The 23637-nt window shown below is 60.1% G+C and carries 22 protein-coding genes; 3 read left to right on the top strand and 19 right to left on the bottom strand.

Going from position 1 to position 23637, the window contains the following annotated elements; translation table 11 throughout:
• Positions 1-182: 182 nt before the first annotated feature.
• Both NKK47_RS17410 and NKK47_RS17405 read right to left on the bottom strand, forming a co-directional pair.
• On the bottom strand, positions 183-1511 hold the full coding sequence (locus NKK47_RS17410; RefSeq protein WP_352523373.1) for a dicarboxylate/amino acid:cation symporter: 1329 nt from the start codon (positions 1509-1511) through the stop codon (positions 183-185).
• Positions 1512-1565: 54 nt separating this feature from the next.
• Positions 1566-1775, bottom strand: a complete 210-nt coding sequence (locus tag NKK47_RS17405) for a hypothetical protein (RefSeq protein ID WP_156937379.1) — start codon at positions 1773-1775, stop codon at positions 1566-1568.
• Positions 1776-2516: 741 nt separating this feature from the next.
• Here NKK47_RS17405 and nifA (NKK47_RS17400) point away from each other — a divergent pair.
• The 3 genes from nifA (NKK47_RS17400) to NKK47_RS17390 all read left to right on the top strand — a co-directional run bounded on the left by nifA (NKK47_RS17400) (position 2517) and on the right by NKK47_RS17390 (position 6795).
• Complete coding sequence (gene nifA / locus NKK47_RS17400; RefSeq protein WP_352516383.1) at positions 2517-4289, top strand: nif-specific transcriptional activator NifA; 1773 nt, start codon at positions 2517-2519, stop codon at positions 4287-4289.
• Between the two features lie 234 nt (positions 4290-4523).
• Positions 4524-5663, top strand: a complete 1140-nt coding sequence (gene hisC / locus NKK47_RS17395; protein WP_352577717.1) for a histidinol-phosphate transaminase — start codon at positions 4524-4526, stop codon at positions 5661-5663.
• A gap of 91 nt (positions 5664-5754) precedes the next feature.
• A complete protein-coding gene (locus NKK47_RS17390) occupies positions 5755-6795 on the top strand; it encodes an LLM class flavin-dependent oxidoreductase (protein WP_023678254.1) in 1041 nt (346 codons plus the stop codon).
• Between the two features lie 246 nt (positions 6796-7041).
• Here the strand turns inward: NKK47_RS17390 and NKK47_RS17385 are convergent, their stop codons facing one another.
• The 17 genes from NKK47_RS17385 to NKK47_RS17305 all read right to left on the bottom strand — a co-directional run bounded on the left by NKK47_RS17385 (position 7042) and on the right by NKK47_RS17305 (position 23492).
• Complete coding sequence (locus tag NKK47_RS17385) at positions 7042-7245, bottom strand: hypothetical protein (protein WP_352457028.1); 204 nt, start codon at positions 7243-7245, stop codon at positions 7042-7044.
• Positions 7246-7404: 159 nt separating this feature from the next.
• Complete coding sequence (locus NKK47_RS17380) at positions 7405-9300, bottom strand: ABC transporter ATP-binding protein (protein ID WP_352577716.1); 1896 nt, start codon at positions 9298-9300, stop codon at positions 7405-7407.
• Entirely contained in the window at positions 9300-11168 is a 1869-nt protein-coding gene (locus NKK47_RS17375; protein ID WP_352577715.1) for an ABC transporter ATP-binding protein, read from the bottom strand. The genes NKK47_RS17380 and NKK47_RS17375 overlap by 1 nt, the downstream gene beginning before the upstream one ends.
• Positions 11169-11241: 73 nt before the next feature.
• On the bottom strand, positions 11242-12147 hold the full coding sequence (locus NKK47_RS17370) for an SIR2 family NAD-dependent protein deacylase (RefSeq protein WP_352577714.1): 906 nt from the start codon (positions 12145-12147) through the stop codon (positions 11242-11244).
• A 36-nt stretch (positions 12148-12183) separates the two neighbouring features.
• Entirely contained in the window at positions 12184-12396 is a 213-nt protein-coding gene (gene nifT / locus NKK47_RS17365; RefSeq protein WP_023678250.1) for a putative nitrogen fixation protein NifT, read from the bottom strand.
• Positions 12393-12713, bottom strand: coding sequence for a nitrogen fixation protein NifZ (locus tag NKK47_RS17360; protein ID WP_352450751.1), 321 nt, complete (start codon positions 12711-12713; stop codon positions 12393-12395). The genes nifT and NKK47_RS17360 overlap by 4 nt, the downstream gene beginning before the upstream one ends.
• 99 nt (positions 12714-12812) lie before the next feature.
• A complete protein-coding gene (locus tag NKK47_RS35205) occupies positions 12813-13007 on the bottom strand; it encodes a 4Fe-4S dicluster domain-containing protein (protein WP_023678248.1) in 195 nt (64 codons plus the stop codon).
• 32 nt (positions 13008-13039) lie between these two features.
• Entirely contained in the window at positions 13040-14518 is a 1479-nt protein-coding gene (gene nifB / locus NKK47_RS17350) for a nitrogenase cofactor biosynthesis protein NifB (protein WP_352577713.1), read from the bottom strand.
• A gap of 238 nt (positions 14519-14756) precedes the next feature.
• The gene (gene nifA / locus NKK47_RS17345; protein ID WP_352577712.1) at positions 14757-16520 is read right to left on the bottom strand and encodes a nif-specific transcriptional activator NifA; all 1764 of its coding nucleotides are present in this window, start codon (positions 16518-16520) and stop codon (positions 14757-14759) included.
• A 181-nt stretch (positions 16521-16701) separates the two neighbouring features.
• Positions 16702-17001 (bottom strand): ferredoxin family protein, encoded by a 300-nt coding sequence (locus tag NKK47_RS17340; protein ID WP_352480510.1) that lies wholly within the window; start codon positions 16999-17001, stop codon positions 16702-16704.
• 11 nt (positions 17002-17012) lie between these two features.
• Positions 17013-18320 (bottom strand): FAD-binding protein, encoded by a 1308-nt coding sequence (locus NKK47_RS17335; RefSeq protein WP_352516063.1) that lies wholly within the window; start codon positions 18318-18320, stop codon positions 17013-17015.
• A 9-nt stretch (positions 18321-18329) separates the two neighbouring features.
• Positions 18330-19439 (bottom strand): electron transfer flavoprotein subunit alpha/FixB family protein, encoded by a 1110-nt coding sequence (locus tag NKK47_RS17330; protein ID WP_352577711.1) that lies wholly within the window; start codon positions 19437-19439, stop codon positions 18330-18332.
• An 18-nt stretch (positions 19440-19457) separates the two neighbouring features.
• Complete coding sequence (locus NKK47_RS17325; RefSeq protein ID WP_352577710.1) at positions 19458-20309, bottom strand: electron transfer flavoprotein subunit beta/FixA family protein; 852 nt, start codon at positions 20307-20309, stop codon at positions 19458-19460.
• 187 nt (positions 20310-20496) lie between these two features.
• Positions 20497-20877, bottom strand: a complete 381-nt coding sequence (gene nifW, locus NKK47_RS17320) for a nitrogenase stabilizing/protective protein NifW (protein ID WP_352577709.1) — start codon at positions 20875-20877, stop codon at positions 20497-20499.
• The gene (nifV, locus tag NKK47_RS17315; RefSeq protein ID WP_352577708.1) at positions 20874-22082 is read right to left on the bottom strand and encodes a homocitrate synthase; all 1209 of its coding nucleotides are present in this window, start codon (positions 22080-22082) and stop codon (positions 20874-20876) included. Before nifV ends, nifW begins: the two co-directional genes overlap by 4 nt.
• Positions 22079-23296: a cysteine desulfurase NifS gene (nifS, locus tag NKK47_RS17310; protein ID WP_352577707.1), complete on the bottom strand. Its 1218-nt coding sequence runs from the start codon at positions 23294-23296 to the stop codon at positions 22079-22081. The genes nifV and nifS overlap by 4 nt, the downstream gene beginning before the upstream one ends.
• On the bottom strand, positions 23247-23492 hold the full coding sequence (locus NKK47_RS17305; protein WP_352577706.1) for a NifU family protein: 246 nt from the start codon (positions 23490-23492) through the stop codon (positions 23247-23249). Before NKK47_RS17305 ends, nifS begins: the two co-directional genes overlap by 50 nt.
• Positions 23493-23637: the final 145 nt, after the last annotated feature.

Below are 23637 nucleotides of genomic sequence, written 5' to 3'. Positions count from 1 at the left end.
GGCTACTCCAGACGTAGACCGGCCGGGTATAACGGAAGGTTCATTCGCTTAGGGCGGCGACGATTTGCACTCACACATTTAGCGCTTCTGATACATGGTCCGTGAGGCGCCGTTTAGAGCCTGCGAGTCGATCGTTCAGGTCATGTGACCAGCTTGGCGAAACCGGTCGCGGTGCGTCGCCCTTACTCGGCGGAGGATATCCGGTTTGATGCCTCGGCAAGCTGATGACCGCAGAAGGCGGCTTTCATCTGCGCTCGGTCCAATTCTCCTTCCCAGCGGGCAACGACGAGGGATGCCACTGCGTTGCCGACGCAATTCGTCAGCGCCCGGCATTCGGACATGAAGCGGTCGATGCCGAGTATCAGTGCCATCCCAGCAACGGGAACACTCGGAACTACGGCGAGCGTAGCAGCCAGGGTGATGAAGCCCGCACCTGTTACACCTGCAGCGCCCTTGGAGGAAAGCATCGCAACGAGCAGCAGCAGCACCTGATCGCCGATTGACAGATCCGTGTTCGTCGCCTGCGCGATGAAGAGGGCCGCCAGGGTCATGTAGATATTCGTGCCGTCCAGATTGAACGAATATCCGGCCGGGATGACGAGACCCACAACCGAACGCCTGGCGCCCGCCTTCTCCATCTTCTGCATGAGCGAGGGGAGCGCGGCCTCCGAGGAGGACGTTGCGAGGACAAGCAGCAGCTCTTCCTTGATGTAGCGAATGAGAGAACAGATCGAAAAGCCGTTGTAGCGGCAGACCGCGCCGAGAACCCCGAACACGAAGAGGAAGGCGGTGAAATAGAACGTCGCGACCAGCATCGCGAGGTTGACGACCGAACCGATGCCATATCTGCCGATGGTGAAGGCCATTGCGCCGAAGGCGCCGATCGGCGCGGCTTTCATGAGAATGCCGACGAGCTTGAAGACAGGCGCGATGAGCGCCTGTAGGAAGGAAACGACAGGCTTGCCCGTCTCTCCGGCCATCGCGAGCGCCATGCCGAACAGAACCGAGAAGAACAGCACCTGCAGGATGTCGCCTTCCGCGAAGGCACCGACAATCGTTGGCGGGATGATGTTCATCAGGAAGCCGGTGACCGACTGCTCGTGGGCCTTTGCGGCATAGGTATTCACGGCCTGGACATCGAGCGAGGCCGGATCGATGTTGAGGCCGGCGCCAGGCTGGACGACATTGGCGACGATGAGGCCGACGATCAGCGCCAGCGTCGAGAAAGTGAGGAAATAGACCATTGCCTTGCCGGCGACCCGGCCGACCTTGTGAAGATCGTTCATGCCGGCAATGCCGGTCGCAATTGTCAGGAAGATGACAGGCGCGATGATCATCTTGACCAGCTTGATGAAGGCATCACCCAGCGGCTTCAGGCTCTCGCCGGTCCCCGGATAGAAATAGCCAATTGCGACGCCGAGGGCGATGGCGGCAAGCACCTGCGCGTAAAGCTTGGCATAGAAGGGTTTGCGGGGCGCGGGACTCGCGCCGCGGACTTGTGCAGCTGACACTGTTTCTCTCTCCCTGACCGGATCGAGGTGGCGTGACTTCTCCCGGGCTTCTCCCTATCGCGGCGCTCCGGTCGAACGCTGCACCAACGCCGCCGCAATACCCATGCCAAATGGATCCGCATGACCTGAACTGACGTTGGGCTCGCCAATGATGGGATGAATGCGGTGGCACAAGACGGGAATGACAAGGCCGCCGTCCAGCACGCGCTTGATGTTCTCCGGCAGATTGCCGGTCGATCTCTCTGGCTTGCGGTTTTGCTGCACATCGTGGTGGGCTCCTCGGTTTGCCGACTTTGGGAAGGGCCGCATCGCTGGCACCAGAGCGGAGAATTGCCGTGTTCTTTGCCGCGCTGCCGCTGCAGCGACAGCTTGAAAGCGACGTCGAGACGTAGGGATTGACGCCGCTGGTGCTGACCGCGACGATGCGGTTCAGAAGTTCCGAGCACCGGCGAGAAAGCCGCGCTCGACCGCCAGCTTCGCGCCTTCACACGCGACGCCGCCGCCTTATCTGCGTCATCAATATCGAGGAAATGGCGGTTGCCGCGACCGACCAGTGTCGTCGGCAGTGATTATCGCTGCCGCCCCTGGTTCGCAGGCGCTGGTGAATGGCACGGCCCGGCAATTTATACTCGGCGCGGTCAGCCGCTCGGGCACCGCATCGCCGGCGCCGTATTTCTGTCGTTCAACATCGCCGACAAAAATTAGAACTGATGAATTCTATCATAGGCCGCGAGGTTTCCTTTCACGAATGAAAGAAAGCTCGATTGACTATCCCGCCTCGCTCCAGTCTTTTGAAAATCAACGTGTGGTTGCCCCCGTGCAAGCCGAGAACGTGGCCAAGCTTCGTGGAGGGAGAGCCAAGCGATGCGTCAGGGGTCGACCCGCTTTGTACTCGACCACACGGCGGTGGCACGAGTTCACGTCAGAGCATTTTCGCGCTTGCCCGCGACGTCGCGGGCGCACATGCCGCCGGCATGCATTTCATGGCGCGAGATCGAGGATCACATGCACCACAACATTCCCAAATCAGAACAAAATGCCAGCGAGTGCCGCATTTCGCTTCCGGATGCGAAAAGGGCTTACCCAAAGTCCGAGACGAACACCGCGGTCCCTTTTGTGCCATCGCACGAGCACGCGCTTACCGGCATCTTCGAAATATCGAAAGTACTCACCGACCCCGCCCGGCTCGAAGTCACGTTGGCCAAGGTCGTCGATCTCCTGCCCTCGTTTGTGCAGATGCGGCACGGCATCATCGCTCTCTTCGACGCTGAGGGCATACTGGACATCACCGTAGTCACCGGCTGCGACGAGAACAGCGATGAGCGCTCCCGGATGCGTCTGCCGCGCAAGGCAATCGATCGGATTGTGACGACGGACACGCCGCTCGTCGCCGAGAACATAGCGGTGCATTCGGCCTTCACTACCGCTGACATAGAGGTGCTTGGGGCCTCCGACCCCGTGTCGTTCATCGGCGTTCCCATTCGTGTTGATGGGAACGCCGTAGGCACGCTGATTATCGACCGCGCCTTGGACAGCAGGTCAACGTATCGGCTCGATTATGATGTCCGGCTGCTCACCATGATCGCCAACATGGTGGGACAGACAGTCAAGTTGCACCGCTTCTCCGCGGGCGACCGCGAACGACCGACAGAGGTGGAAGATCGGCTGCAAACGCAATTCTCTGATGTCAAGCACCCTGCACCGCAGCGCAAGAAGGTTCACGTCAAGGGGATGATTGGCGATAGTCCGGCGCTAAGCGCGCTGCTCGAGAAGATCGCAGTGGTAGCTAAGGCAAAGACCACGGTTCTGTTGCGAGGCGAATCCGGTACCGGGAAGGAGCTGGTCGCCAAGGCAATTCACGAGTTGTCGCCGCGCGCCAAGCGGCCCTTCATCAAACTCAATTGTGCAGCGCTGCCAGAGACAGTCCTGGAATCCGAATTGTTCGGTCATGAGAAGGGTGCCTTCACAAGCGCGTTCAATTCCCGCAAGGGTCGCTTTGAGCTCGCCGACAAGGGGACGTTGTTTCTGGATGAGATCGGCGAGATCTCGGCCTCCTTCCAGGCAAAGCTACTGCGCGTGCTGCAGGAGCAGGAGTTTGAGCGCGTCGGCAGCAACCAGACCATCAAGGTCGACGTTCGCGTGATTGCCGCCACGAACAGGAACCTTGAAGAGGCGGTTGCAAGGAATGAGTTCCGCGCCGACCTATATTATCGCATCAACGTGGTTCCCTTGCTGGTGCCGGCATTACGCCAAAGGCGCAGCGATATTCCGCTCCTCGCAGCTGAGTTTCTCAAGAATTTCAACGATGAGAACGGCCGTACGCTGACCTTCGATGCGCGTGCGATTGAAGTACTGATGAAATGTGAATTTCCCGGCAACATTCGCGAGCTTGAAAATTGCGTGCACCGGACAGCGATCCTGGCGGAGGGACGATCAATCGGGAGAAACGACTTTGCGTGCTCCCACGACCAATGCTTTGCCGAGGCGCTGCGGAAGAGCAGATCGGGCAAGGCCGCGCTGCAACCAGCGCCAATCCTCCCAGAGGCAGTGAATCCGGCCACGCCGCCGGATGCGGCCGCTCGTTCGGCCGCCACCACAGTCCCGCCTGCCGGAGCAACCCACTCATTGGGCGCGAGGACCACCGACGCCGAGCGCGTCATTGCTGCCATGGAAAGATGTGGCTGGGTGCAGGCAAAGGCGGCGCGCCTGCTTGGACTGACCCCGCGCCAGATTGGCTACGTGCTGAGGAAATACGGCATCGAGGTCAAGCGTCTGTGAAAGCATGACTCAGGCGGATTAGCTGAGACCGCTTAGCGGCTTGGCCCGCGCAGGGATGCAGATCCGCGTCCGCGTCAAGTCGATCCGACCGAGGACAGCCTGGCCGAATTCCCGTGGCAGCCGGCGTTGCGACCATCTTGTGAAAGGCGACGCTGCCATCGTCAATCCGTCCGCCATGTTGCTCTCGTTGCGAGCTCATACGGATGCCCTGTGCGACTGAAACGGAGATAAAATATGTCCGATGCAAAACTGCAAGCTGTGCTTTCGTCTCTTCCGCAAGGGACGCGACAGCTAGATGCTCTGCCGTCCAACGGACCAGCGCCGGACAGAAGTTTTGTCAAGCTGAATACGAATGAGAACCCGTTTCCGTTGCCGCCAATCATAATGCAAAGTGCAGTGGCGGCCCTCAATCGCCAGTATCTGTATCCGGACGACGATAACATCAGCTTGAGGGAAGCAGCGTCCAATACCTATGGCGTATCCACGGATCAGGTCATCGCAGGCAACGGGTCGTCTGAACTGCTCGGACTCATCTACAGAGCTTTCCTCGCCCCTGGCGACAAGGTGGCGATGATATCGCCAGGGTTTTCGTTCAACCGCAAACTTGCCATGTTGCATGGTGCTGAGTTTCTCGAGATCGGATGTCAAACTCATTCGCTGCCAATGGAGCAATTGCTTTTCGGTCCGGCAAAAGACGCCAAGTTCATTCTGGTGGCCAATCCAAACAATCCGACCGGAACATTCCTCTCGATAAGCAATATCGAACGCCTCGTGGCACAATCGGATCGCCTGGTCGTCCTTGATGAGGCCTATGTCGACTTTGCACCCGATCACGGGCTGCGCCTCATCAACCGTTATTCGAACCTTCTGATCTTGAGAACATTTTCGAAGAGCTATGCCGCCGCCGGCATTCGCGTCGGTTTCGGTTTCGGTCACCCTGAGATTATTGGCAGGCTGCGCAACATCCAGAACGTCTTCAACATGAACGTGATCGGGCATGCGGTTGGTATCAGCGTGCTTGCGCATCGCGGCGCCTACGCAGAGAACCACAAGCACATCAGACATGAACGACAGCGAGTGACAGCCGCACTGTCGCAACTTGGATTTTCCGTAACGCCCTCCCACGCAAATTTCTTGCTAGCCCGTGTGCCAGCGGGACAGGACGGCTCATGGTGGCAAGCAGCCTTGGAAAGGCAAAAGATACTCGTTGCCTACTTTCCGGACAATGGTTTGGAACATTGCATCCGCGTCAGCATCGGCACAAAAGAGCAATTGGATGCATTTCTTGCTGCCGCTCGCGATATAGTTGGAAGCTTAAACATACCAAGCACCACGGGCAGGGGAGCGTCAGGCTCTGCTCGTTCGGTACGCTGACGCTAATCCGATATCACACATTGCTATCTTTAGGCTTGCTTGGTCACCCAAGCACGACAACATTTTTCTTTAAAATCGGGGACAATATCGAGTGACAAACGTCTTTCCTTCAAACCTAGCCTTCGGCATCTTCGATCATCTGGACGAGGACGGCCTCGATATCGCCCGGCAGTACGAAGATCGCCTGATATTAGCAGAGGCGTGCGATCAGCTAGGGTTCTATGCCTATCATCTCGCAGAGCACCACTGTACCCCCCATGGGAGAGGTCCATCGCCGAATCTGTTCTTATCGAGCGTCGCCCAGCGCACCCGGCGCCTGCGTCTCGGACCCTTGGTGATGCTGCTTGCGCTTTATCATCCGCTGCGTGCGTTCGAAGAGATCTGTATGCTGGACCAGTTGAGCGGTGGCAGGCTCGAACTGGGCATAGGGCGCGGTGCTCTCCCGATCGAATTGGGTTACTTCGGGATTGGTGCGGACGCGGTGCCGGGCCGCTATGCGGAAGCCAGCGAAATTCTTGTTGAAATACTTGTTAATGCCATGAAGGTTGGCACGCTGTGCTATCAAGGCCGCCATTTTGAGCTCAATGACGTTCCTTTGACGCTAAGACCTCATCAGCGTCCACATCCGCCGACATGGGTCGCCGCCAATCGACCCGAGTCCGCAGCCTGGGCCGCTGCGAATGGAGCAAATATCGCGTGTGTAGGACCTTCCTCTTCTGTTCGCAAAACTACTGATGCGTTCCGCGCCTATCAAGAGGACAACACTGGCGCGGGCGATCGAGCGCCATTTATTGGATTGCTCCGCATGGTCGTGGTTGGGCGTTGTGACACACATGCCTATTCGCTCGCGGCACCTGCTTACGAACGATGGCTCAAGAGCTTCCAATTCCTTTACGAGCTTAACGCTATCCCCACTCCACCCAACCTGCCGCTGACCTTCGATGCGGCAGTCGAGAGTGAATTGTGCGTGGTAGGATCAGCAGCGTCTGTGCGAGAAGCTCTGCTCAGTCAGTTGGAAGAGGCAGGTGCTAACTACCTTCTTTGTCAACTGGCATTTGGGAATCTGCCGCTCGATGCTTCCCTATACACCGCGACGACCATTCAATCCGAAATCATGGCTCGACTTGGCTGACCATGAAATTCGCGGTCTGATCCGAAGGTAAATCGTTGTAACAGCGCTCCCTCACATTGCTCGAGCGTGCACGTGGTGGGGATTGGGAAATCGTGAGGGAGGCCAAACTGACCACGAGCCGGCGGCACAGATTACCAGGTTTGTGCGTTGGCCGGCATCTGGGCACGGTGTGAGACTGCACGATCCTAAGGAGATGATGGCCGAGCGCGTCACGATGCCGGCACGCATCTGCTCGTCGCGCTCGCGCTAGTCGTTGCCCATAGCCCGCCGCAAGAGGTTCTTCTCGACCGGGGCGGCGCCGGTGGCGGCTCCCGCATCCAGCTTCATCAGCGGCTCGGCGGTAGCAAAGCCGTCACTCGCTACGGCGCTGTTGAGGGCGCGCTCGCGAGCGGCTTTGCTACGCCGAGCGACACCACCTGGAGCGAGTTCGCCCGATGTCGCGGCGTGCACCGCGGTCGGATAACGACGCTGGAGGAAATCGTTCGCAGCCGGTCTTCACGATCCGCGCGAGTGCTTTGCATGAATGCTGCCTGCTTCCTCGTCTGCGGCGGCCTGAGTGTCCGCCGGCACGCCCGAAGTCAATGCCAGTACCACAAGGCCGACAAGACGTCAGGTCTGGGAGCCGGCTTGTACGGTCGTATCGTGTTCGGGAATATCGTCGAAGGAGGCGTAGTTGAGATTGTAGAGTTTGGAATACAGGCCCCCCATGGCTATTAGCTGATCGTGATTGCCAGTCGCAATAACTTGGCCATTCTGAAGCACGATGATGCGGTTGGCACCCCGGGTCGTGGCAAGACGGTGGGCGATGACGAGGCCAGTGCGCCCTTCAAGCAGCTTTACCAGAGCCTTCTGAATCTGCATTTCCGTGTAGCTGTCGATGTTGGCGGTAGCTTCGTCGAGCACGAGGATCTTGGCGTCGGCGACGAGGGCGCGGGCGAAACTGATAAGCTGGCGCTGGCCGAGAGATAAGTTGTCGCCGCGTTCGCCAAGTTGGGTCTCATACCCGTCGGCGAGGCTCATTATGAAATCGTGGGCGCCGACCGCCTTGGCGGCCTCGATCACCTTGTCGCGCGTGGCTTCCGTCTTGTGGTATCGAATGTTCTCGAAGACCGTCCCGGTGAACAGGAACGGCTCCTGCAGCACCATGGCGACCTGGCGGCCGAGCGATTCCTGGGTGAGATCGCGCACATCATGTCCGCCGACCAGCACTTGGCCCTGCTGAACATCATAGAAGCGGTGGACCAGGGCCATCGCGCTCGATTTGCCAGAACCGCTCGGCCCCACCAGTGCGACCGTCTCGCCGGGATTGACCCGGAAGGAGACATTTTTCAGCACCGAACGGTTCGGATTGTAGCCGAAGGTGACGTCCCTGAACTCGACCGAGCCGTCCATTTCGGGCGAAAGCACCTCGGCATTGGGTTTGTCCTGAACATCGATCTTGACGTCGAGCACATCGGTCAGGCGCTTGCCTGAGGCCATGGCGCGCTGCATGACCGAATATTGCAGGGTGAGTGAGCGGATCGGGTCAAAGAAGCGCTGGATGTAAAATAGGTAGGCAACCAATACGCCCACATCTATGCGGCCATTCATGACCATCGAGCCGCCGACCACAATAACGGCGGCCATGGCGAGGCCGGTGAGGCCATCGACGATAGGCACCATGACCAGTGCATATTTGGCAGCGATCAGGTGGGTCCTGAGGTTGGCATGGGCCTTGTCGTCAAAAAGGATGAAATTCACCTGCTGGCGGTCCATTGACTGGACGGTGCGCACGCCGTGAATGGCTTCGGCCAGCGCGCCGTTGACGACGGAATTAGTCTCGTGTGCGGCCATGAAGGCGTCGCGGGCACGCGGCAGCCAGACAATGCGGACGATCACCAGGACCGGCAGAACCGAGAGCGTCAGGAGGCCGAGGCGGAAGTCGAGCGACAGCATTACGAAAACGATGCCGAAGAGGAGCGCAACATCGCCTACGGAATATACCGAGGTTTCGAGGAATTCCTGTATGGAGTTGACGTCGCCTTGCAGGCGCGACATGAGGCGTCCGACCTCGGTCTTGTCCATGAAGGAGAGCGAAACCTTCTGCAGATGGCCAAACATGGCGCGGCGGATGTCGAACAGGACAGTTTCGGCCACTTTCCCAACCACAGTTTCCTGCATGTAGCCGGCAGCGAAATTGACCAAAATCGCCAAAACGAACGCGCCGACGGCCGCGAGCTGGGCTGAGCGATCGGTCCTTGCCGGGTTCATGCCCTGGTCGAGCGCGTAGCGGATGATCAACGGGATGAGAAGCTGCGTCCCGGTGAAGATCAGCATTGCTGCAATCGTGATGACTACCCTGGCCCGATAGGGACGGACGAAAGCCCAGATGCGCCGGAGGATGCTCTTGTCGAAAGCCCGGCCGAACATCTCCTCCTCGATGCGGTGCGAGCCGACAACCGCGCGCGGAGGGCGTCTGCCGTCGTCACGTTCGGCTTCGACTTCGCCGGCGCGGCCCTGCGCCATCAGCGGGCGCCCCCATACTGGGTCATATTGTCATCACCCGGGCGCGTCTGGAGATCGTAAAGGGCCCTGTAGCGTCCCCGCTTCGCCAAAAGCTCTTGATGCGTGCCGCGTTCTACGATTTCGCCGTTATCGACAAAAAGGATCTGATCGGCATGCACAAGCGCACTCAGCCGGTGCGCGATGATGATCGTCACCCGATCCTTGGCGAAGCGCCGCATCGCCGCGCGGATGCGCTGCTCGGTGCCGGCATCGATCGCGGCCGTTGAGTCGTCGAAAACGACGACGGAGGGGCGCAGCATCATGGTGCGAGCAATCGTGAGACGCTGGCGCTGGCCGCCAGAGAGAGAGACGCCGCGTTCGCCCACGACCGTCTCGTAGCCCGCTGGGAGCCCGAGGATGTAGTTGTGGAGCTGGGCGAATTCGCCAGCGCGTTCGATTCGCTGTCTCTTCGCCCAGGGATCGCCATAAGCGATGTTGTTCTCGATCGTAGTGGTGAATAGGAATGCATCCTGCTGTACGACGGCGACCGCCTTGCGAAGCGTCGCGAGGGTGACATTGCGTATGTCCTGGCCGTCCAGCGTGATGGCGCCACCGGTCACGTCATAAAAGCGGGGGACCAGATGAGCTATCGTCGATTTGCCCGAACCCGGCGGACCGACGATCGCGATCGTCTCGCCTCTACGGGCCTCAAAGCTGACGTTCTTCAGAATGGCGCGGTTTTCGGCGCTGGGGTACGCAAACGAGACATTGTGGAAGCGCAGAGTGCCGTCGCTTATCTCGAGCGGTCTGGCCTCGAGAGCATCCCTGATTGTGATCTCCTGGTCGAGGAGACCGAAAAGCCGCGAACCGCAGCTAGAAGCGCGGGCAAAGGCATTGACCATGAGGCCGATCTGGCGGACTGGCATTTGCAGGATTGTCATGAAGGTCAGGAAGGTCGCCACCGTTCCGACGCTTATCTCGCCAGCGACGAGCTTGCTGCCACCGATCCAGAGCACGAATCCCATTGCGAAAAAGAAGGACAAGGTCATCGCCGACGTGCTGGGCACGTAGATGTCAACTCGGTCGTTGGCGAGGTCGAGCGCGTTCTTGGAAGCGCCGTCGAACTTCAGCATCTCATAGGCTTGAGCCGCAAAAGCGCGGACCACGCGGATGCCTGCGAGATTTTCCTCCATCACGCGGCTTAGTACTGAAAGCCGCTCATGCAGGTCGAGCCAGGTGGCGCGCAGCCTAAGCTGTGTGGCCGATGAGCGCCAGGCGACAAAAGGCACGAAGCTCAGCGCGACCAGGCCGAGCATGGGATCGGTCGAGATCATCATGTAGGCGCCGATCCCGATCAGCATGGTGAGCAGGAGCACGCGAACGAGCGCGGTGGAAAAATACATCCGCACGCCTTGGAGATCGAGCATTCCGATGGTGATCAGATCGCCTGAATGGACCCGGTCGTGAAAGGAAAAGCTGAGACGCTGGATCTTGTCGTAGTAGGCGAGCCGCAGTTCGTACGCGACATGATGCCCGACGGCTTCGGCAAAATAGTTCTGCGCCATCGTGAAAAGGCCGCGTAGCGCGCTGACGGCGAGCAGCAGGAGAGCCGGGGTCCAGAGCGCTTGTCCTGCCGCGGTCCCCGCGACACCGCCCCCGATGGCTGTCTGGGTCTGGTCGACAGCCCGGCCGAGAAGCTGGGGAATGAGCAACTGGAGGATTGCCGCCATGATCGTCGAGCCCATAGCGAAGGCGACCTGCCAGGGATGCCGCAAATTCATACGCGTGATGCGCAACAGCGTACTCAAATCCCGGCCCCAGCGCGCCGCTTCCACATGGGTCAACGAATTCAGAGCGTTCGTTGCGCTGCCGATAGCATCACTGCTCACGGGTGTATTCCCGACTGCATTTTGCGCCTTCGAGGCAAGCCGAAGGACCAATCATCAAAGGGGCCCGCCATTGTTAATCCTGTCCACCACCTGCAGCAGTGCGCGTTCCTATAAGCCGAGCCGCGGCTTCACTTACTGGCATGTCGATCACCGTGATTCCGCTTGCCGCAAGGAAACGCGCTTCGTTTCTGGTCAGCGTTTCCGCGTCCATTACCGCGCAATGTGGACCTCGGGAGCGCTTCATGATCTGCCTGGCGTAGGTGCGCAGCATCTGATCGTTGAAGCGGCAGCCAACGAAGAAAAATCCACGGGTGATGCGCCGTTCCTTCACCACGTCTGGGATCGGTGTCTGGATATCGATTTCGGTCAGGACTTCGACATAGTCCGAATCTGCGACGAGAAAGTTTTGCGCCGGCCTAATACTCCCGTGAGGTGTATAGAGAACCGTCTTTGCCCCCGATCGGGGGGCGAGTTCCCTCCCGGACAAATCGTAGGTTTTCGTCCAAATGTTACCGATTTCGTTCGCGCGCGTGACGCCTTGTATCTCAACGACGTCCGTTCGGCCGGTCTCTACGAGAGCCGTGCGCATCGCGCCGTCGTACCAGCTGTCGACGATGAGGGAGAGCGGCAGCCTTGCGAGCCAGGCGTGAAGGAGGGTAGGCGCCACCGGCGCTGCGAATATGTCGGTCATCCAAGCTTGAAGCGTCCGGCGATGCCGGCGCTGTTCGATGAACTGCGCAACCGACCACATATTGGTGCGGATCCTGGAAGGGGCTGGCGCCCGTGCATTGAGTGCCGCGGCAACGACCTCGGGCGTATGCGGCACAGGCGGTTCCGCACAGTTGAACCCAAGAAGACCCGGACCGAGATAGGGGATCACCTCATCGGCGGCGAGCGCTTCCTTCGCCAGGTCAAGCAGCTTTTCGGCAAAACTGTCCCGCACGATGACGAGGTGGCCCGATGTCAGGATCGTGTTCATGCTCGTTCCTCGCGACGCACCTATCAAGGGGCAGCATCAGTCCTCTTCGGAAACCTTCCTTGCCTCGACGGTGATCGGCAGACGCGTATCCCGTGGAAGATCGGGTAGGAGGAGCCGCCACCCGTTCCTGAGCGTCACAGTTCCGCCCCACAACTCTTCCTTCTCGAGCTTGATGATCGGCTCTTCGAGGTCCTTCTTCGGGACATACGCCGACAAGCCAGCATCGGTCCTGCGGATCATGACTTTCATCTGGCCGTTCCTTCATTGGTATTGCTATCAGCACTGCAGGGCACCTCGGCTTTGTCGAGGCTCATCAGTTCACGCGCTCGCATGCCGACGACTGTGCCACGGTCGATCCATTCGACCGCATAGATGAAGAACTGCTGGAGAAAGGTGCCAATGTCGCGCACATATCCCTCGTCGCCCTTCCGCACGAGATTTTCGCCGATCTCCCTGCCAGGATAGGTGCCGTCATTCTTTATGTGGCGAGTGGCACGTACCCGCTCTCCCGGCATGAATCGTGGAGGCCTGCGGATTTCGACCTCCTCTTCGCGTCCGAGCGACATGTCCGTTCCCTGATTTCTCTTGAGGCTGCAGATTGTGAACAAAGGCGTTCCAGGCGTCCTGCGAAGGCATCCCCGACCATGTCGGCGGCCCAATGTCCGTCACGCAGGAACGCAGGTCTTCGGCACCGGGCATACCGAGGCACATTGCTGCGCATCGAAGACCCCCTCGCATTCGGTGCACTTTTGCGGCTCGATCACATAGCTCTCGCCTTTGAACTTGATGGCGCCGGAGGGACACTCGAATTCGCAGGCGCCGCATTGGGTGCATTGGGATGCGATGATCTTGAAAGCCATTTTAACTCCTGGTCCGAATGGATGAGACGCGCTCAGGCCGTCGCCGCGAGTGCGGGGGTCCCAGACGCGGCCGCGTAAATCGCGCTGATTGCGGTCTCGATATAGTCGTGGGCATATGCGTCGGTGGCTTGGATTCCAGCGTCGGCGAGCTGATCCTGCGGGCAGTTTCCGATCTTGGCGCACAGCACGATATCTATGCCTTCAAGCGCTGCGATGACGCCATCGAGGGCGGCTTCTCCGCCCCAGCCGCCGAGGCAATACTGCTCCACCTTCCGATGCCCGACAAAACTGATCCCTCTCGGCGAGGCTTGATAAACCTGGAATTCCTTCGCATGGCCGAAATGTTCATTGACGCGGCTGCCGCCCTTGGTCGCCACCGCGAAGAGAAGGGACTTGCCGGGGCTCGCTGCCTTGACCAATCCGATCGCTTCTCTCCTAGCCGCCACCTGATCACGGCGCTCCTCCGCGACCAGCTCCCGATAGGCCTTGCGATTGCTGGCATCGTAGGTGACCTCGCCGGGAATCCGGTCGAGTGTGAATTCCTGGCCACGATCCTCTCCGAGCAGGCCGACGGCATCTGCCCGGCACTGCCGGCAGTGGCGCATCAACTGGGCGCCGCCTTCGACACCATCCTGAAGAGCCTTCATCTCCATTGCGTTTGGGCCGCGTTGCCCGCTCAGTCCGTAGTGCGTGCCGTGCGCCGGGTCCGAAATCAGCGGCATGAGGTTGTGCAGGAACGCGCCTCGCTCCTTGACCCATCTATTCACCTCGATCAGATGCTCATCGTTCACGCCGGGGATCATCACCGAATTGATTTTGGTGAGGATGCCGCGCGCGGTCAGCATCTCCAGACCCAACATCTGCCGCTCGTGCAGGATCCGGGCGGCTTCGATGCCGAAGTAGCGGCGATGGTCGTAAAAGATCCAAGGATAGATCTTTGCACCGACCTCAGGGTCGACCATGTTGATGGTGATCGTCACGTGATCGACATTCATGTCGGCAAGCTCATCGACATGGTCCGGCAGCGCGAGCCCATTCGTGGAGATGCAAAACTTGATGTCTGGGATTTCCCTGCCGACTCGTTCGAACGTTGCCTTCGTCTTCTTCCAGTCGTAACAGGCATCGCCAGGTCCGGCGATGCCGAGCACGGAAAGCTGCGGCACCTCGTTGGCGACCGCGACCACCTTGCGTAGCGCCTGGTCGGGCGTCAGCTTTTCGGAGACCACCCCAGGCCGGCTTTCGTTGGCGCAGTTATATTTGCGATTGCAGTAGTTGCACTGGATATTGCAGCCGGGCGCGACCGCTACGTGCATGCGCGCGAAATAGTGATGCGCCTCTTCTGAAAAGCAGGGGTGATCCTTGATCTTCTCCCAGACAGCCGGATCCGTGTCGTCCGGCTTTATCGACGAGCCGCAGGACGAAGACGCGCAGCCACCGGCTTTCACGGTGGCAAGCAACTGGTCATCGAATGTCGTGCTGAGGCTCTCAAGCGAAATTGCCGGTGCGGACATCGAACGGCTCCGTTGCTGGGTGAATGTCGCAGTTCAAACCGCAAGAGCTATGCCAGCTCAAAGAGCGGTTTTGGTTCACGAATTGGCTTTCGTGTCGGATTCCGTCGGATTGCTCCGACACACCTTTGTCGGGCTTCCGACAGTGGACAAGCAAATCGGGTCGCGAAGGCTACCAGCCTTGGGCGCGAAGGGTGTGAGGGAGACTACTTCGGGCTTACGTTTGACGTCATCACAACGTCTAGAATTTCTTCACCTCGATGCCATATCGGCGCAGCGCGTAGCCGATTTGCCGCGGCGTGAGGCCGAGGATACGAGCCGCCCTGGCCTGAACCCAACCGGCCTTGTCCATCGCGTCGATCAGCCGATCGCGTTCCGTCAGACGCGGGGGACAAGCGGGATCGTTTGGATCGCCGGCCGCAAGGGGAGAAACGTTGCCTGCGGAGGCACCGATGCGACTGGCCGGCAGCCGCAATCCGACCGGCACTGCGTTGACCCGTGCGAGATCGTCGATGGTATTGCCGCCATTCGAGCGGTCGGCTCGCTTCCAGAGGAGCCAGGAAAGGCACTGGCTCTTCTTACAGGCGAAATCGGATGGCGCGATCGTCCTTGAACGCGCAAGTGTGGCCGTCCTTTGGACGCAGTTCTCCAGCTCGCGGACGTTACCAGGGAAGTAGCATTGCGAGATCAGGTCAAGCGCCGACGGCGCGAAGGCGAGTGCGCGATCGTTCTCCTTGTTGAATCGATTGAGGAAGGCGTTCGCAAGGCGTGGAATATCGCCGGGTCGCTCTCTGAGCGGAGGCAGGATAATTGGCACCACATTGATGCGGTAATAAAGGTCGGCCCTGAACTCCCCTTTTATGACGGCCGTCTCGAGGTCCTTGTTGGTGGCGCATATGAGGCGCACGTCGACCTGTAGCGTTTTGGTGCCGCCGACTCGCTCCAACTCGCCTTCCTGCAAGACACGCAACAGCTTGGCTTGAAAGGCCGGCGAAATCTCGCCGATTTCATCAAGTAGCAGCGTTTCCTCATTTGCCAATTCAAAACGACCGGCGCGCTGGGAGATAGCACCCGTGAAAGCGCCCTTTTCATGCCCAAACAGTTCTGACTCCAGAACGCTTTCAGACAGTGCGGCGCAGTTCAATTTGACGAAAGACTTCTTCCTCCGACGTGAGAGCTTATGGATGGCTTGCGCAAAGAATTCCTTGCCGGTGCCGCTTTCACCCCGCAGTAGCACGGTGGAATTGGTCCCTGCTACGACCGAGACGGTTTCGAGCACCTGCTTGAGTGCGGGGCTTTCCCCGATGATCCCGTCGATTTTGACATCCGCATGCCGGGCAGGGTCGTAGGTCCTCCCCTCGTTGGGCGATTTCTCCGGTCTGCATTGCTCATGGACAGACCGCTGACGATCTGTACTCAGGATGCGATGGAGACGGATCGTCCGGCCGACAAGGTTGGCGACCATCGTCAGGAAGTATGTGTCCTCGTCGTCGCGAAAGTCGGTGGCGCCGTCTCCGGCGCGGTCGATTGACAATGTCCCAAGGATTTTATGATCAGCCTTTAGCGGGATACCGATAAAGGCAATTGGGATGGTGCCGCTGCTCGAAGATGTTTGAAGGTCAGCCTGAAATAGTTGGGACTTGCGGACGTCCGGTATGAAGAGCGGCGTCCCCGTAGCGACGATTTGATCTGTTATGGCCTGTGGTATGACGCGGCGAGTGCCTGATTGAGGTGCGTGGGTATTGCCGGCAGTTGCGGCAATCTCCGGCTCTCCTTCAGCGTCCAGGACGACGATTGCTCCGTGACGCATCTGCAGAAACGAAGGCAGGATGTTCACGACATTGGCGAGCGTAATCTCCAGCTCGCTGGGGGCGGTCAGCACCTTCGATATCTCGTAGAGTCCCCTGAGCGCGATATCTGCTTGGGGCATGCTTTTGATGGGCGGTTCAGGGCGGGTATCCCGAGGTGCTACCTCGTCGACCCGATCTTGCGGTACGTGAGCCATGGAAACACCTCAGCGGTTGTCGTCCAGAGTGCTCCTCCTTTTGTGTCTGAGTCTGAATTGTGAAAGCACAGTATTGACGAGCTTCTCTTCGTGGCGCGGCAATTCAAGCAAAGATAGACTTGGCGTTGGTCGCGACCTCAGGTGTACCAAGATTGACCCGCTTGATACGGTGCGTGCGTCCTCATCCGAATTTGAAGAGGACTCCGAAGCCGCCGCGTGGATAGTTCCACTCGATCTCGCCACTGGTCTCGCACAAAATCCGGCAGGTGCCGCACTCCATGCAGCCGTCGGCGGTGATCTCCACTTGACCTTTGTCGTTCAACTCATAACATTTCGCCGGGCAGACGTGGGTCAGCGCGAGCAAGTTCGCGCTTGGCCTCTCGTGCGGTAGCACTTTGATATGCGGACGGCCGGAATCCACCAAGTAGCGGTTCTGGTAAAGCTTGTCCTCGACACGTGACTTCGTCACTGCGATCGTCATTTCGTCTCCCCTCAGCGCCACGCCAATGCAAGGCGGACCGCGTCGCTGACCAGCCCCCAGCGCGAGCGCGCCTTGATGAAGGCCGCCGTGGTCGCCTTTTCCTTCTCTATCTTCGGCGTGCCGTCGACACGCATGAAATTCTGCGCGGCTTGCGACATCAACCGCGGATAAGTCGTGAAGTAATTGCAGGAATTGGTGTGGAGCAAGGCCGGCATGTCTTTGTATTTCCTTAGGTCCTTGACCACGAAGGACTTGTCCAGCATGGCTTTGTAAAGGGCGAGATTCCGTTTGGTCATAGGACCGTTGCGGCTCTTGACCTCGATGATTGCCTCAGCCGCGATGCGGCCGGAGGTCATGGCGAGGTTCGAACCCTCGCGGTGAATGGCGTTGTTCAGTTGCGCGGCATCGCCGACCACGACCCAACCGTCGCCAAAGAGCTGCGGAATAGCCTTGTAGCCGCCTTCGGGAATGAGATGCGCGGAATATTCTTTCACTTCCGAGCCGGCGATCAGCGGCCGGATCGAAGGATGGCTTTTTAAGGCGTCGAGGAGGACGTAAGGGCTCTCGGCCATCGCGGCGAAATCGGAGACGAGGCAGCCAATGCCCAGTGAGATCGACTCCTTGTTGGTGTAGAGGAAGCCGAGCCCGGCCATGCTGCGGGAGGTCGTGCCCACCGCCTCGATCACGCAGCCTTCATCGCCTTTGAGGCCGAACCGCTGCTCAATGACCTCTTCGGGCAGGAAATGCATTTCCTTGACGGCGAGCGCCACGGTTTGCGGCTTCGGCATCTCGCGCAGGCCGGCCCGCGTGCCAAGGAGTCCGCAGACACCTTCTGCGAGGACGACCACGTCCGCGTAAATGGCTCCGCCGGTCCGGTCTGTGCGGACGCCGATCACCCTGTCCTTGGCGTCACGGATGAGTTCCGTCACGGTCGTCTCGCACAGAACCGTCGCGCCGGCCTCGCGCACCTTACGCGAAAACCATTTGTCGAACTGGGCACGAATGATCGTGTAGCGGTTGGGCTTCGCCTCATTGAAGTCGTCCGACCGATAGTGAATCCCGGTATGGGATGTGTCGTCCATCACCCAAAGCCGCTGTTCAACCAAATGCCGCTCGAGAGGCGCATCGTCCCGGAAATCCGGGATGATCTTCTCCAGCATGTTCGCGTACATGATGGCACCCTGGACATTCTTGGACCCCGGATATTCACCCCGCTCCAACTGCAGCACCTTCAGGCCGTGGCTGGCCATGGTGTAAGCAGCTGCGTTTCCGGACATGCCGGCCCCAATAACAATGGCGTCGAATTGTTCCTCAATCATGTCCATCCCTTAGCTCGCAAGCTTATCGCGACTGTGGGGCGACAGCCGCCGGGTGAAGGCTTCCGTCAGTGCGGGCAGGAAGCGGATCGCGTCGGTGACGATCCCGAGGTGAGCGAAATCGAAAATCGGCGCGTTCGGGTCGGTGTTGATGGCCACGATGAGATCCGCCCCCTCGACGCCAACCCGGTGCTGGATGGCGCCGGAAATCCCGGCCGCTATGTAAAGCTTCGGGCGGATGGTCTTGCCAGTTTGGCCGATCTGCCGATCAGCTGGCATCCAGCTCTTCTGGACCAACGGGCGCGAACAGCCGTGCTCGGCGCCGATTGCTCGCGCGAGGTTCTTCACAAGCTGCAGGTTCTCCGCCGCGCCTAGACCGAGGCCTCCCGCAACCACGACGTCGGCATAGGCAAGATTTGCCTTTGCCGACTGACTATCCGGCAGGAAGCCCAGCACTTTGGTAACGATCTCGTCCTCGGCTACCGACAGCTTGTGCCGGATGACACGCCCGACCGGATTATCCGCCCGCTGCGGCGTGGGCATGACCCTCGGTCGCACTGTCGCCATCTGCGGCCGGAAATTGAGCGTATAGATCGTGCACAATAAGGAACCGCCGAAAGTCGGACGGGTGGCGGCGAGCGAACCGTCGGTATCCACATCGAGTTCGGTGCAGTCGGCCGTGAGCCCTGTCTGCAAGGTCGTCGCAACGGAGCCGGCAAGATCCCTGCCGAGTGTGGTGGCACCCAGAAGAAGGATCTCGGGTTTGTGGGTATCGACCAGATCCGTCATCGCCTTGGTGAAAGGCTCGTTCCGATAGTCGGCGAGCAGCGGCGCCTCGACGATGTAGACGAGGTCGGCACCATAAGCGAAGGCTTCGGCAACGGCGTTCCCGATGGCCTCTCCCGGCGGTCCGAGCACGACGCCCGCAAGCTGGACCTGAAGCTTGTCGGCTAACTTGCGACCTTCGCCGAGCAGTTCGAATGATACGGGATGGACCTGGCCGCGTTCGAGCTCGATGAAAACCCAAACGTGCCGGTAGTCCTTGAAATGCGCGGGCAGCTCCTTCTTTATGCCGGCACGGCCGGCGGCAGGGCGAGGGGTTTCTCGGTTCGCGTTCGACATCGTCTGCTCCTTGCCCTCTCACGCGCCGCCGTTGAAGGCGAGCTCATGTTCCAATGCCGGCTGGCGGGTGAAGATTGCCGTGATGAGTTCGTCAGCGACATCGCGCAAGGCCATCTCGGCGGTTTCGATTTTTGCCGCCTTTTCTGCCCGCGCAGTAGGGGCGAAAACACGCTTGACGACCGTCGGTGAACCGCGCAGGCCGCATTTGGTGAGATCCTCAATGCCCGCGTCGGCCGCACTCCATTTCAAGACCTGGCTGCGCGCGGCGCACAGGGCGTCCTGGATCGAGCCCCGGCGGATCTCGTTTGTGCCTTCCAGCATGGTGATGAGGCAAGGGAGCTTGCTCTTCAGCATCTGTGTGCCGCCTTCGGAGCGGCGCTCGACCTTGATCTCGCGCGCAGCAATATCAACGGAGGCGATCTTCGCGACATAGGTCAGCTGCAGGAGTTCGAGGCGCTTGGCGATGCCGGGCCCGACCTGGGCGGTGTCGCCATCGATCGTCTGCTTGCCGGTGAAGACGAGGTCTGGCGTGCCGAACGTCTCGCCAACTTTCGCGATTGCCTGGGAAAGGGCGAACGAGGTCGCCAGCGTGTCGGAGCCGGCAAAATAGCGGTCGGTCAAGAGCACCGCTCGGTCGGCGCCGTAACCGAGCGCCTTGCGCAGCGCGTCCTCTGCCATGGGCGGACCCATAGTGAGCACGGTGACTTCTCCACCATAGGCGTCGCGCAGTCTGAGGGCTTCTTCGAGGGCGAACAGGTCGTAAGGGTTGATGATAGTCGGAACACCCTGGCGCATGATCGTGTTCGTCACCGGATGGACCCTTATCTGTGCCGAGTCCGGCACCTGCTTGATGCAGATTACGATGTGCATTGGCGGTTTCTCTAGGCTCCTGTCCGGATGCGGGCTTGGCGGTTATCTCTTTGGTGCGCATCATTCGTGCCAACTGTTTGCGCTGCCCCCTATTCCTAGAACTTCGCTTGGTTGCTTCTGAGGGCGCCGTGGTGATGACCGGATTTGTCGGCTTCTCGACATTGTCGCGTCGCAACCCGTGTCGCGGTCATTCCTGTCCGAACCGCTTCAGTACGGAGTCGAACGGGACAAAGGTGCGGCCCGGCGTGGCAGGTCTGTTCGGATCGTGGTCTTTGAGCACCTTGAAGACCCGATGCGTGAGCGGCGAGGAAACCGCGAAGTCCTCGTAAGCGCGTTCGAGCGTCGCGCGCACCCGCGCGGCAATCACCTGGTCGGGCAGACCGGAGAAATCTTCTTCGGCAAGGTATTGGCCCACGCGCTTCATGATATGGAGCCGCGAGACATTCAGCACCTTCGGATCATAGGAGACGCCAAGGACTGCGAAGAACTCCTCCGCAGCCGACAGGCGCTTCAGTCGTGCGAGGATGTCGGTGACATCGATGGGGCGGCTGTCAGCGGAACAATTCATTGCATTCTCCCTGGTCGGAAAACTGTGGTGTCGGTGCGCTCGCGCACGGCTGACCTGGACCCGCACAGCTCCGCGAGGGATGCCTCGCTGCACATTCCATCGTAGAGCTCGACCAGTTGAGTTGCAGTGACGGTCGATTTGGTCTCGGCCGCCTCGCGCCGGACGCGGGCCACCATCGCGGCTGCCAGATCCGGGTCGAGATCGCGACCGCTTTCGCTCAGCACATGGGCAATCGCAGTGGCGCCGGAATGCTTGCCGATGACGATACGCCGGCAGCGGCCCACGAGAGCCGGATCGAGCCCCTGATAAGTACGCGAGTCCTTCAGCAGCCCTGCGACGTGAATGCCGGATTCGTGGGTGAAAACATCGGCGCCGACGACCGGCTTAATGGCCGCGGTCTGCCGGCGGGCAGCCCAAGCCACCTGGGCGGCGAGGTCGGGCAATGCGGTCAGCTCGATGCCGGTATCCGCGCCGTCGAAGACCGCCATCGCGGCGGCCACCTCTTCCAGCGCGGCATTGCCCGCACGCTCACCGAGCCCCAGGACGGTGACGGACGCATGGCGCGCGCCTGCGCGGATCGCGGCCAGCGTGTTGGCGGCAGCAAGTCCGAGATCGTTATGCGCATGAAATTCAAGGTCGATTGGAGACTGCGCCACGAGCTGGGCGACAAGTTCGAAGGTCGAAAACGGGTCGAGAACGCCGACTGTGTCGGCTAGCCTGACGCGGCTTGCGCCGGCGCGTGCAGCCGTCTCGATGACGCGGGCGAGATGATCCCGATTGGCCCGCGAGGCATCCTCGCAGCCCACCGCGACGAAGAAGCCGGCGGCGGCTGCGCGCCTGACCATATGCTCGATGACATGGAGCGCTCCCGCCTTATCGAGGCCGAGCTTGGCGGCAAGTTGGATGTCCGACGCAGGCAGCGATAGATTGACGGCGTGGACGCCGCTCTCGATCGCTGCATCGAAATCCAACGACGTCATCCGGCACCAGGCCATGAGCCGAACCGGGAGACGTCGCTCGACCGCGGCGCGAATTGTTTCGATCTCGTCGGCGCCCATGACCGGCGTGCCGATCTCGATCTCTGTGACGCCGGCCGCCGCAAGAGACTCGGCGATCTCCAGCTTTTCCGTCGTGGTAAAGGCGACGCCGGGCGCCTGCTCGCCATCGCGCAAGGTCGTATCGTTGAGAAAGACATGACGGGTCATGAACGGTAGCCTGTTCTGCTGCCGCTCAGGCACAGACCGGATTGAACGTCTTCGGAGCTTCGCTTACCCGGCCCAGAACTGGGAAAGCCACGCAGCTTCTCCACGATTGCCGGCATGACCTCGAGCACCCGGTCGACGTCCGCTTCGCCGTTGTCCCGCGCCAAGGAGAAGCGGACTGCCGCGTGTGGCGTTTTCATCGCGCTCAGGACATGGCTCGGTTCCAGAGAGCCGGAGGTGCAGGCGGAGCCGGAGGAACACGCGATGCCCACGCGGCTGAGGAGGAGTGGAATTCCATCACTTTCGACATGTTCGAAGGAGATGTTTGCGGTGTTGGGCAACCGTTCCAGGGGATCACCAGTGACACAGGTGCTTGGGATGCGCTGGAGAATCCCGTCCTCTAAACGGTCGCGGAGCGACTTTACCCGTGTGGTCTCGTCGTCCATGAATTTCAAGGCGAGTTCGGCCGCCATGCCGAGCCCGACTATGCCGGGCGTATTCTCGGTGCCAGCACGCCGGTTGTGTTCTTGGTGGCCCCCCTTGATCAGCGAGTGGAAATTGACGCCACGTTTTACGAAAAGCGCGCCGATCCCTTTCGGCCCGTGCAGCTTGTGGCCGGAGAGCGACAGCATGTCGATTGCGGTCGACTTCAGGTCCATCGGAAGCTTGCCGACCGCCTGCACAGCATCGGTATGGAAAAGGGCGCCCACTTCCTTGGCCAACTCGGCAAGCCTGGCCACGGGGAAGATCACACCAGTCTCATTGTTCGCCCACATTATCGAGACGATTGCCACCTGTGGGGTGAGGGCGGCCATATAGGCGTCGAGGTCGAGCCGGCCACGGCAATCCACCGGGATCCTGTGCACCTTGACGCGGCGGGTCTTCTCAAGATGCGCGCAGAGCGTCAGCACGGCGGGATGCTCGACCGCGGACGTCACGATCTCGGTTCGGTTGGGCGCCGCCTCGAGCGCCGAAAGAAGCGCTGCATTGTCGCTTTCTGTCCCACCCGAGGTGAAGGTGATCTCATCGTCGAACTCGGCGCCGATCAGAGCTTGCAACTGCCTCCGCGCCTTTCTCACCGCCGCACTGACTGAGGCGCCAAGAGCGTGCGCCGACGAAGGGTTGCCGAATTGATCCCTAAAGAACGGCAACATCGCTTGCACGACCTCAGGATCGACCCGTGTGGTTGCGTTGTTGTCGAGGTAGACAGGTACCATGTGCGATCCTCAGTTGACCGGAATGACGCGAGCGCGCGACCGCCTCATTGAGCCTCTGGCGTATGCCGTTGATGATGATGGGCCCGAACTGGCAGCCGGCGCGGACGCCCGAGAGTTTGACGTAGACCGGATCGGCGTCGACATGGACAAGTCCGCAGTCGCCGCCGTCAGCCCGCAGGTAAGGACGCCCGAACACGACAACGTTATCGATAAGCCGAATTTGGCGCAGCGGCGCGATTTGGCCGCCAGCAGCTTGGGTGCCACCAGGAACCGAACTGTTTCGGGAGGCGACGTTCTTTGCATCCTACCTGAAGCGATTGCCGGTCCCAAGATCGGCTTCG

It is taken from the genome of Mesorhizobium sp. M0019 (assembly GCF_040323975.1).
In the GTDB taxonomy this organism is placed as follows: Bacteria; Pseudomonadota; Alphaproteobacteria; order Rhizobiales; family Rhizobiaceae; genus Mesorhizobium.
The sequence above is the reverse complement of the archived record's forward strand: the minus strand, read 5'-3'. Positions and strand labels throughout refer to the sequence as shown.

Coding starts and splice junctions, on each gene's coding strand:
- nifA (WP_352577712.1), bottom strand. CDS start 16,520: ATGGCTCACGTACCGCAAGATCGGGTCGACGAGGTAGCACCTCGGGAT.
- nifW (WP_352577709.1), bottom strand. CDS start 20,877: ATGAATTGTTCCGCTGACAGCCGCCCCATCGATGTCACCGACATCCTC.
- nifS (WP_352577707.1), bottom strand. CDS start 23,296: ATGGTACCTGTCTACCTCGACAACAACGCAACCACACGGGTCGATCCT.
- NKK47_RS17370 (WP_352577714.1), bottom strand. CDS start 12,147: ATGAACACGATCCTGACATCGGGCCACCTCGTCATCGTGCGGGACAGT.
- nifT (WP_023678250.1), bottom strand. CDS start 12,396: ATGAAAGTCATGATCCGCAGGACCGATGCTGGCTTGTCGGCGTATGTC.
- NKK47_RS35205 (WP_023678248.1), bottom strand. CDS start 13,007: ATGGCTTTCAAGATCATCGCATCCCAATGCACCCAATGCGGCGCCTGC.
- nifB (WP_352577713.1), bottom strand. CDS start 14,518: ATGTCCGCACCGGCAATTTCGCTTGAGAGCCTCAGCACGACATTCGAT.
- NKK47_RS17380 (WP_352577716.1), bottom strand. CDS start 9,300: ATGGCGCAGGGCCGCGCCGGCGAAGTCGAAGCCGAACGTGACGACGGC.
- NKK47_RS17340 (WP_352480510.1), bottom strand. CDS start 17,001: ATGACGATCGCAGTGACGAAGTCACGTGTCGAGGACAAGCTTTACCAG.
- NKK47_RS17360 (WP_352450751.1), bottom strand. CDS start 12,713: ATGTCGCTCGGACGCGAAGAGGAGGTCGAAATCCGCAGGCCTCCACGA.
- hisC (WP_352577717.1), top strand. CDS start 4,524: ATGTCCGATGCAAAACTGCAAGCTGTGCTTTCGTCTCTTCCGCAAGGG.
- NKK47_RS17330 (WP_352577711.1), bottom strand. CDS start 19,439: ATGTCGAACGCGAACCGAGAAACCCCTCGCCCTGCCGCCGGCCGTGCC.
- nifA (WP_352516383.1), top strand. CDS start 2,517: ATGCACCACAACATTCCCAAATCAGAACAAAATGCCAGCGAGTGCCGC.
- NKK47_RS17335 (WP_352516063.1), bottom strand. CDS start 18,320: ATGATTGAGGAACAATTCGACGCCATTGTTATTGGGGCCGGCATGTCC.
- nifV (WP_352577708.1), bottom strand. CDS start 22,082: ATGACCCGTCATGTCTTTCTCAACGATACGACCTTGCGCGATGGCGAG.
- NKK47_RS17325 (WP_352577710.1), bottom strand. CDS start 20,309: ATGCACATCGTAATCTGCATCAAGCAGGTGCCGGACTCGGCACAGATA.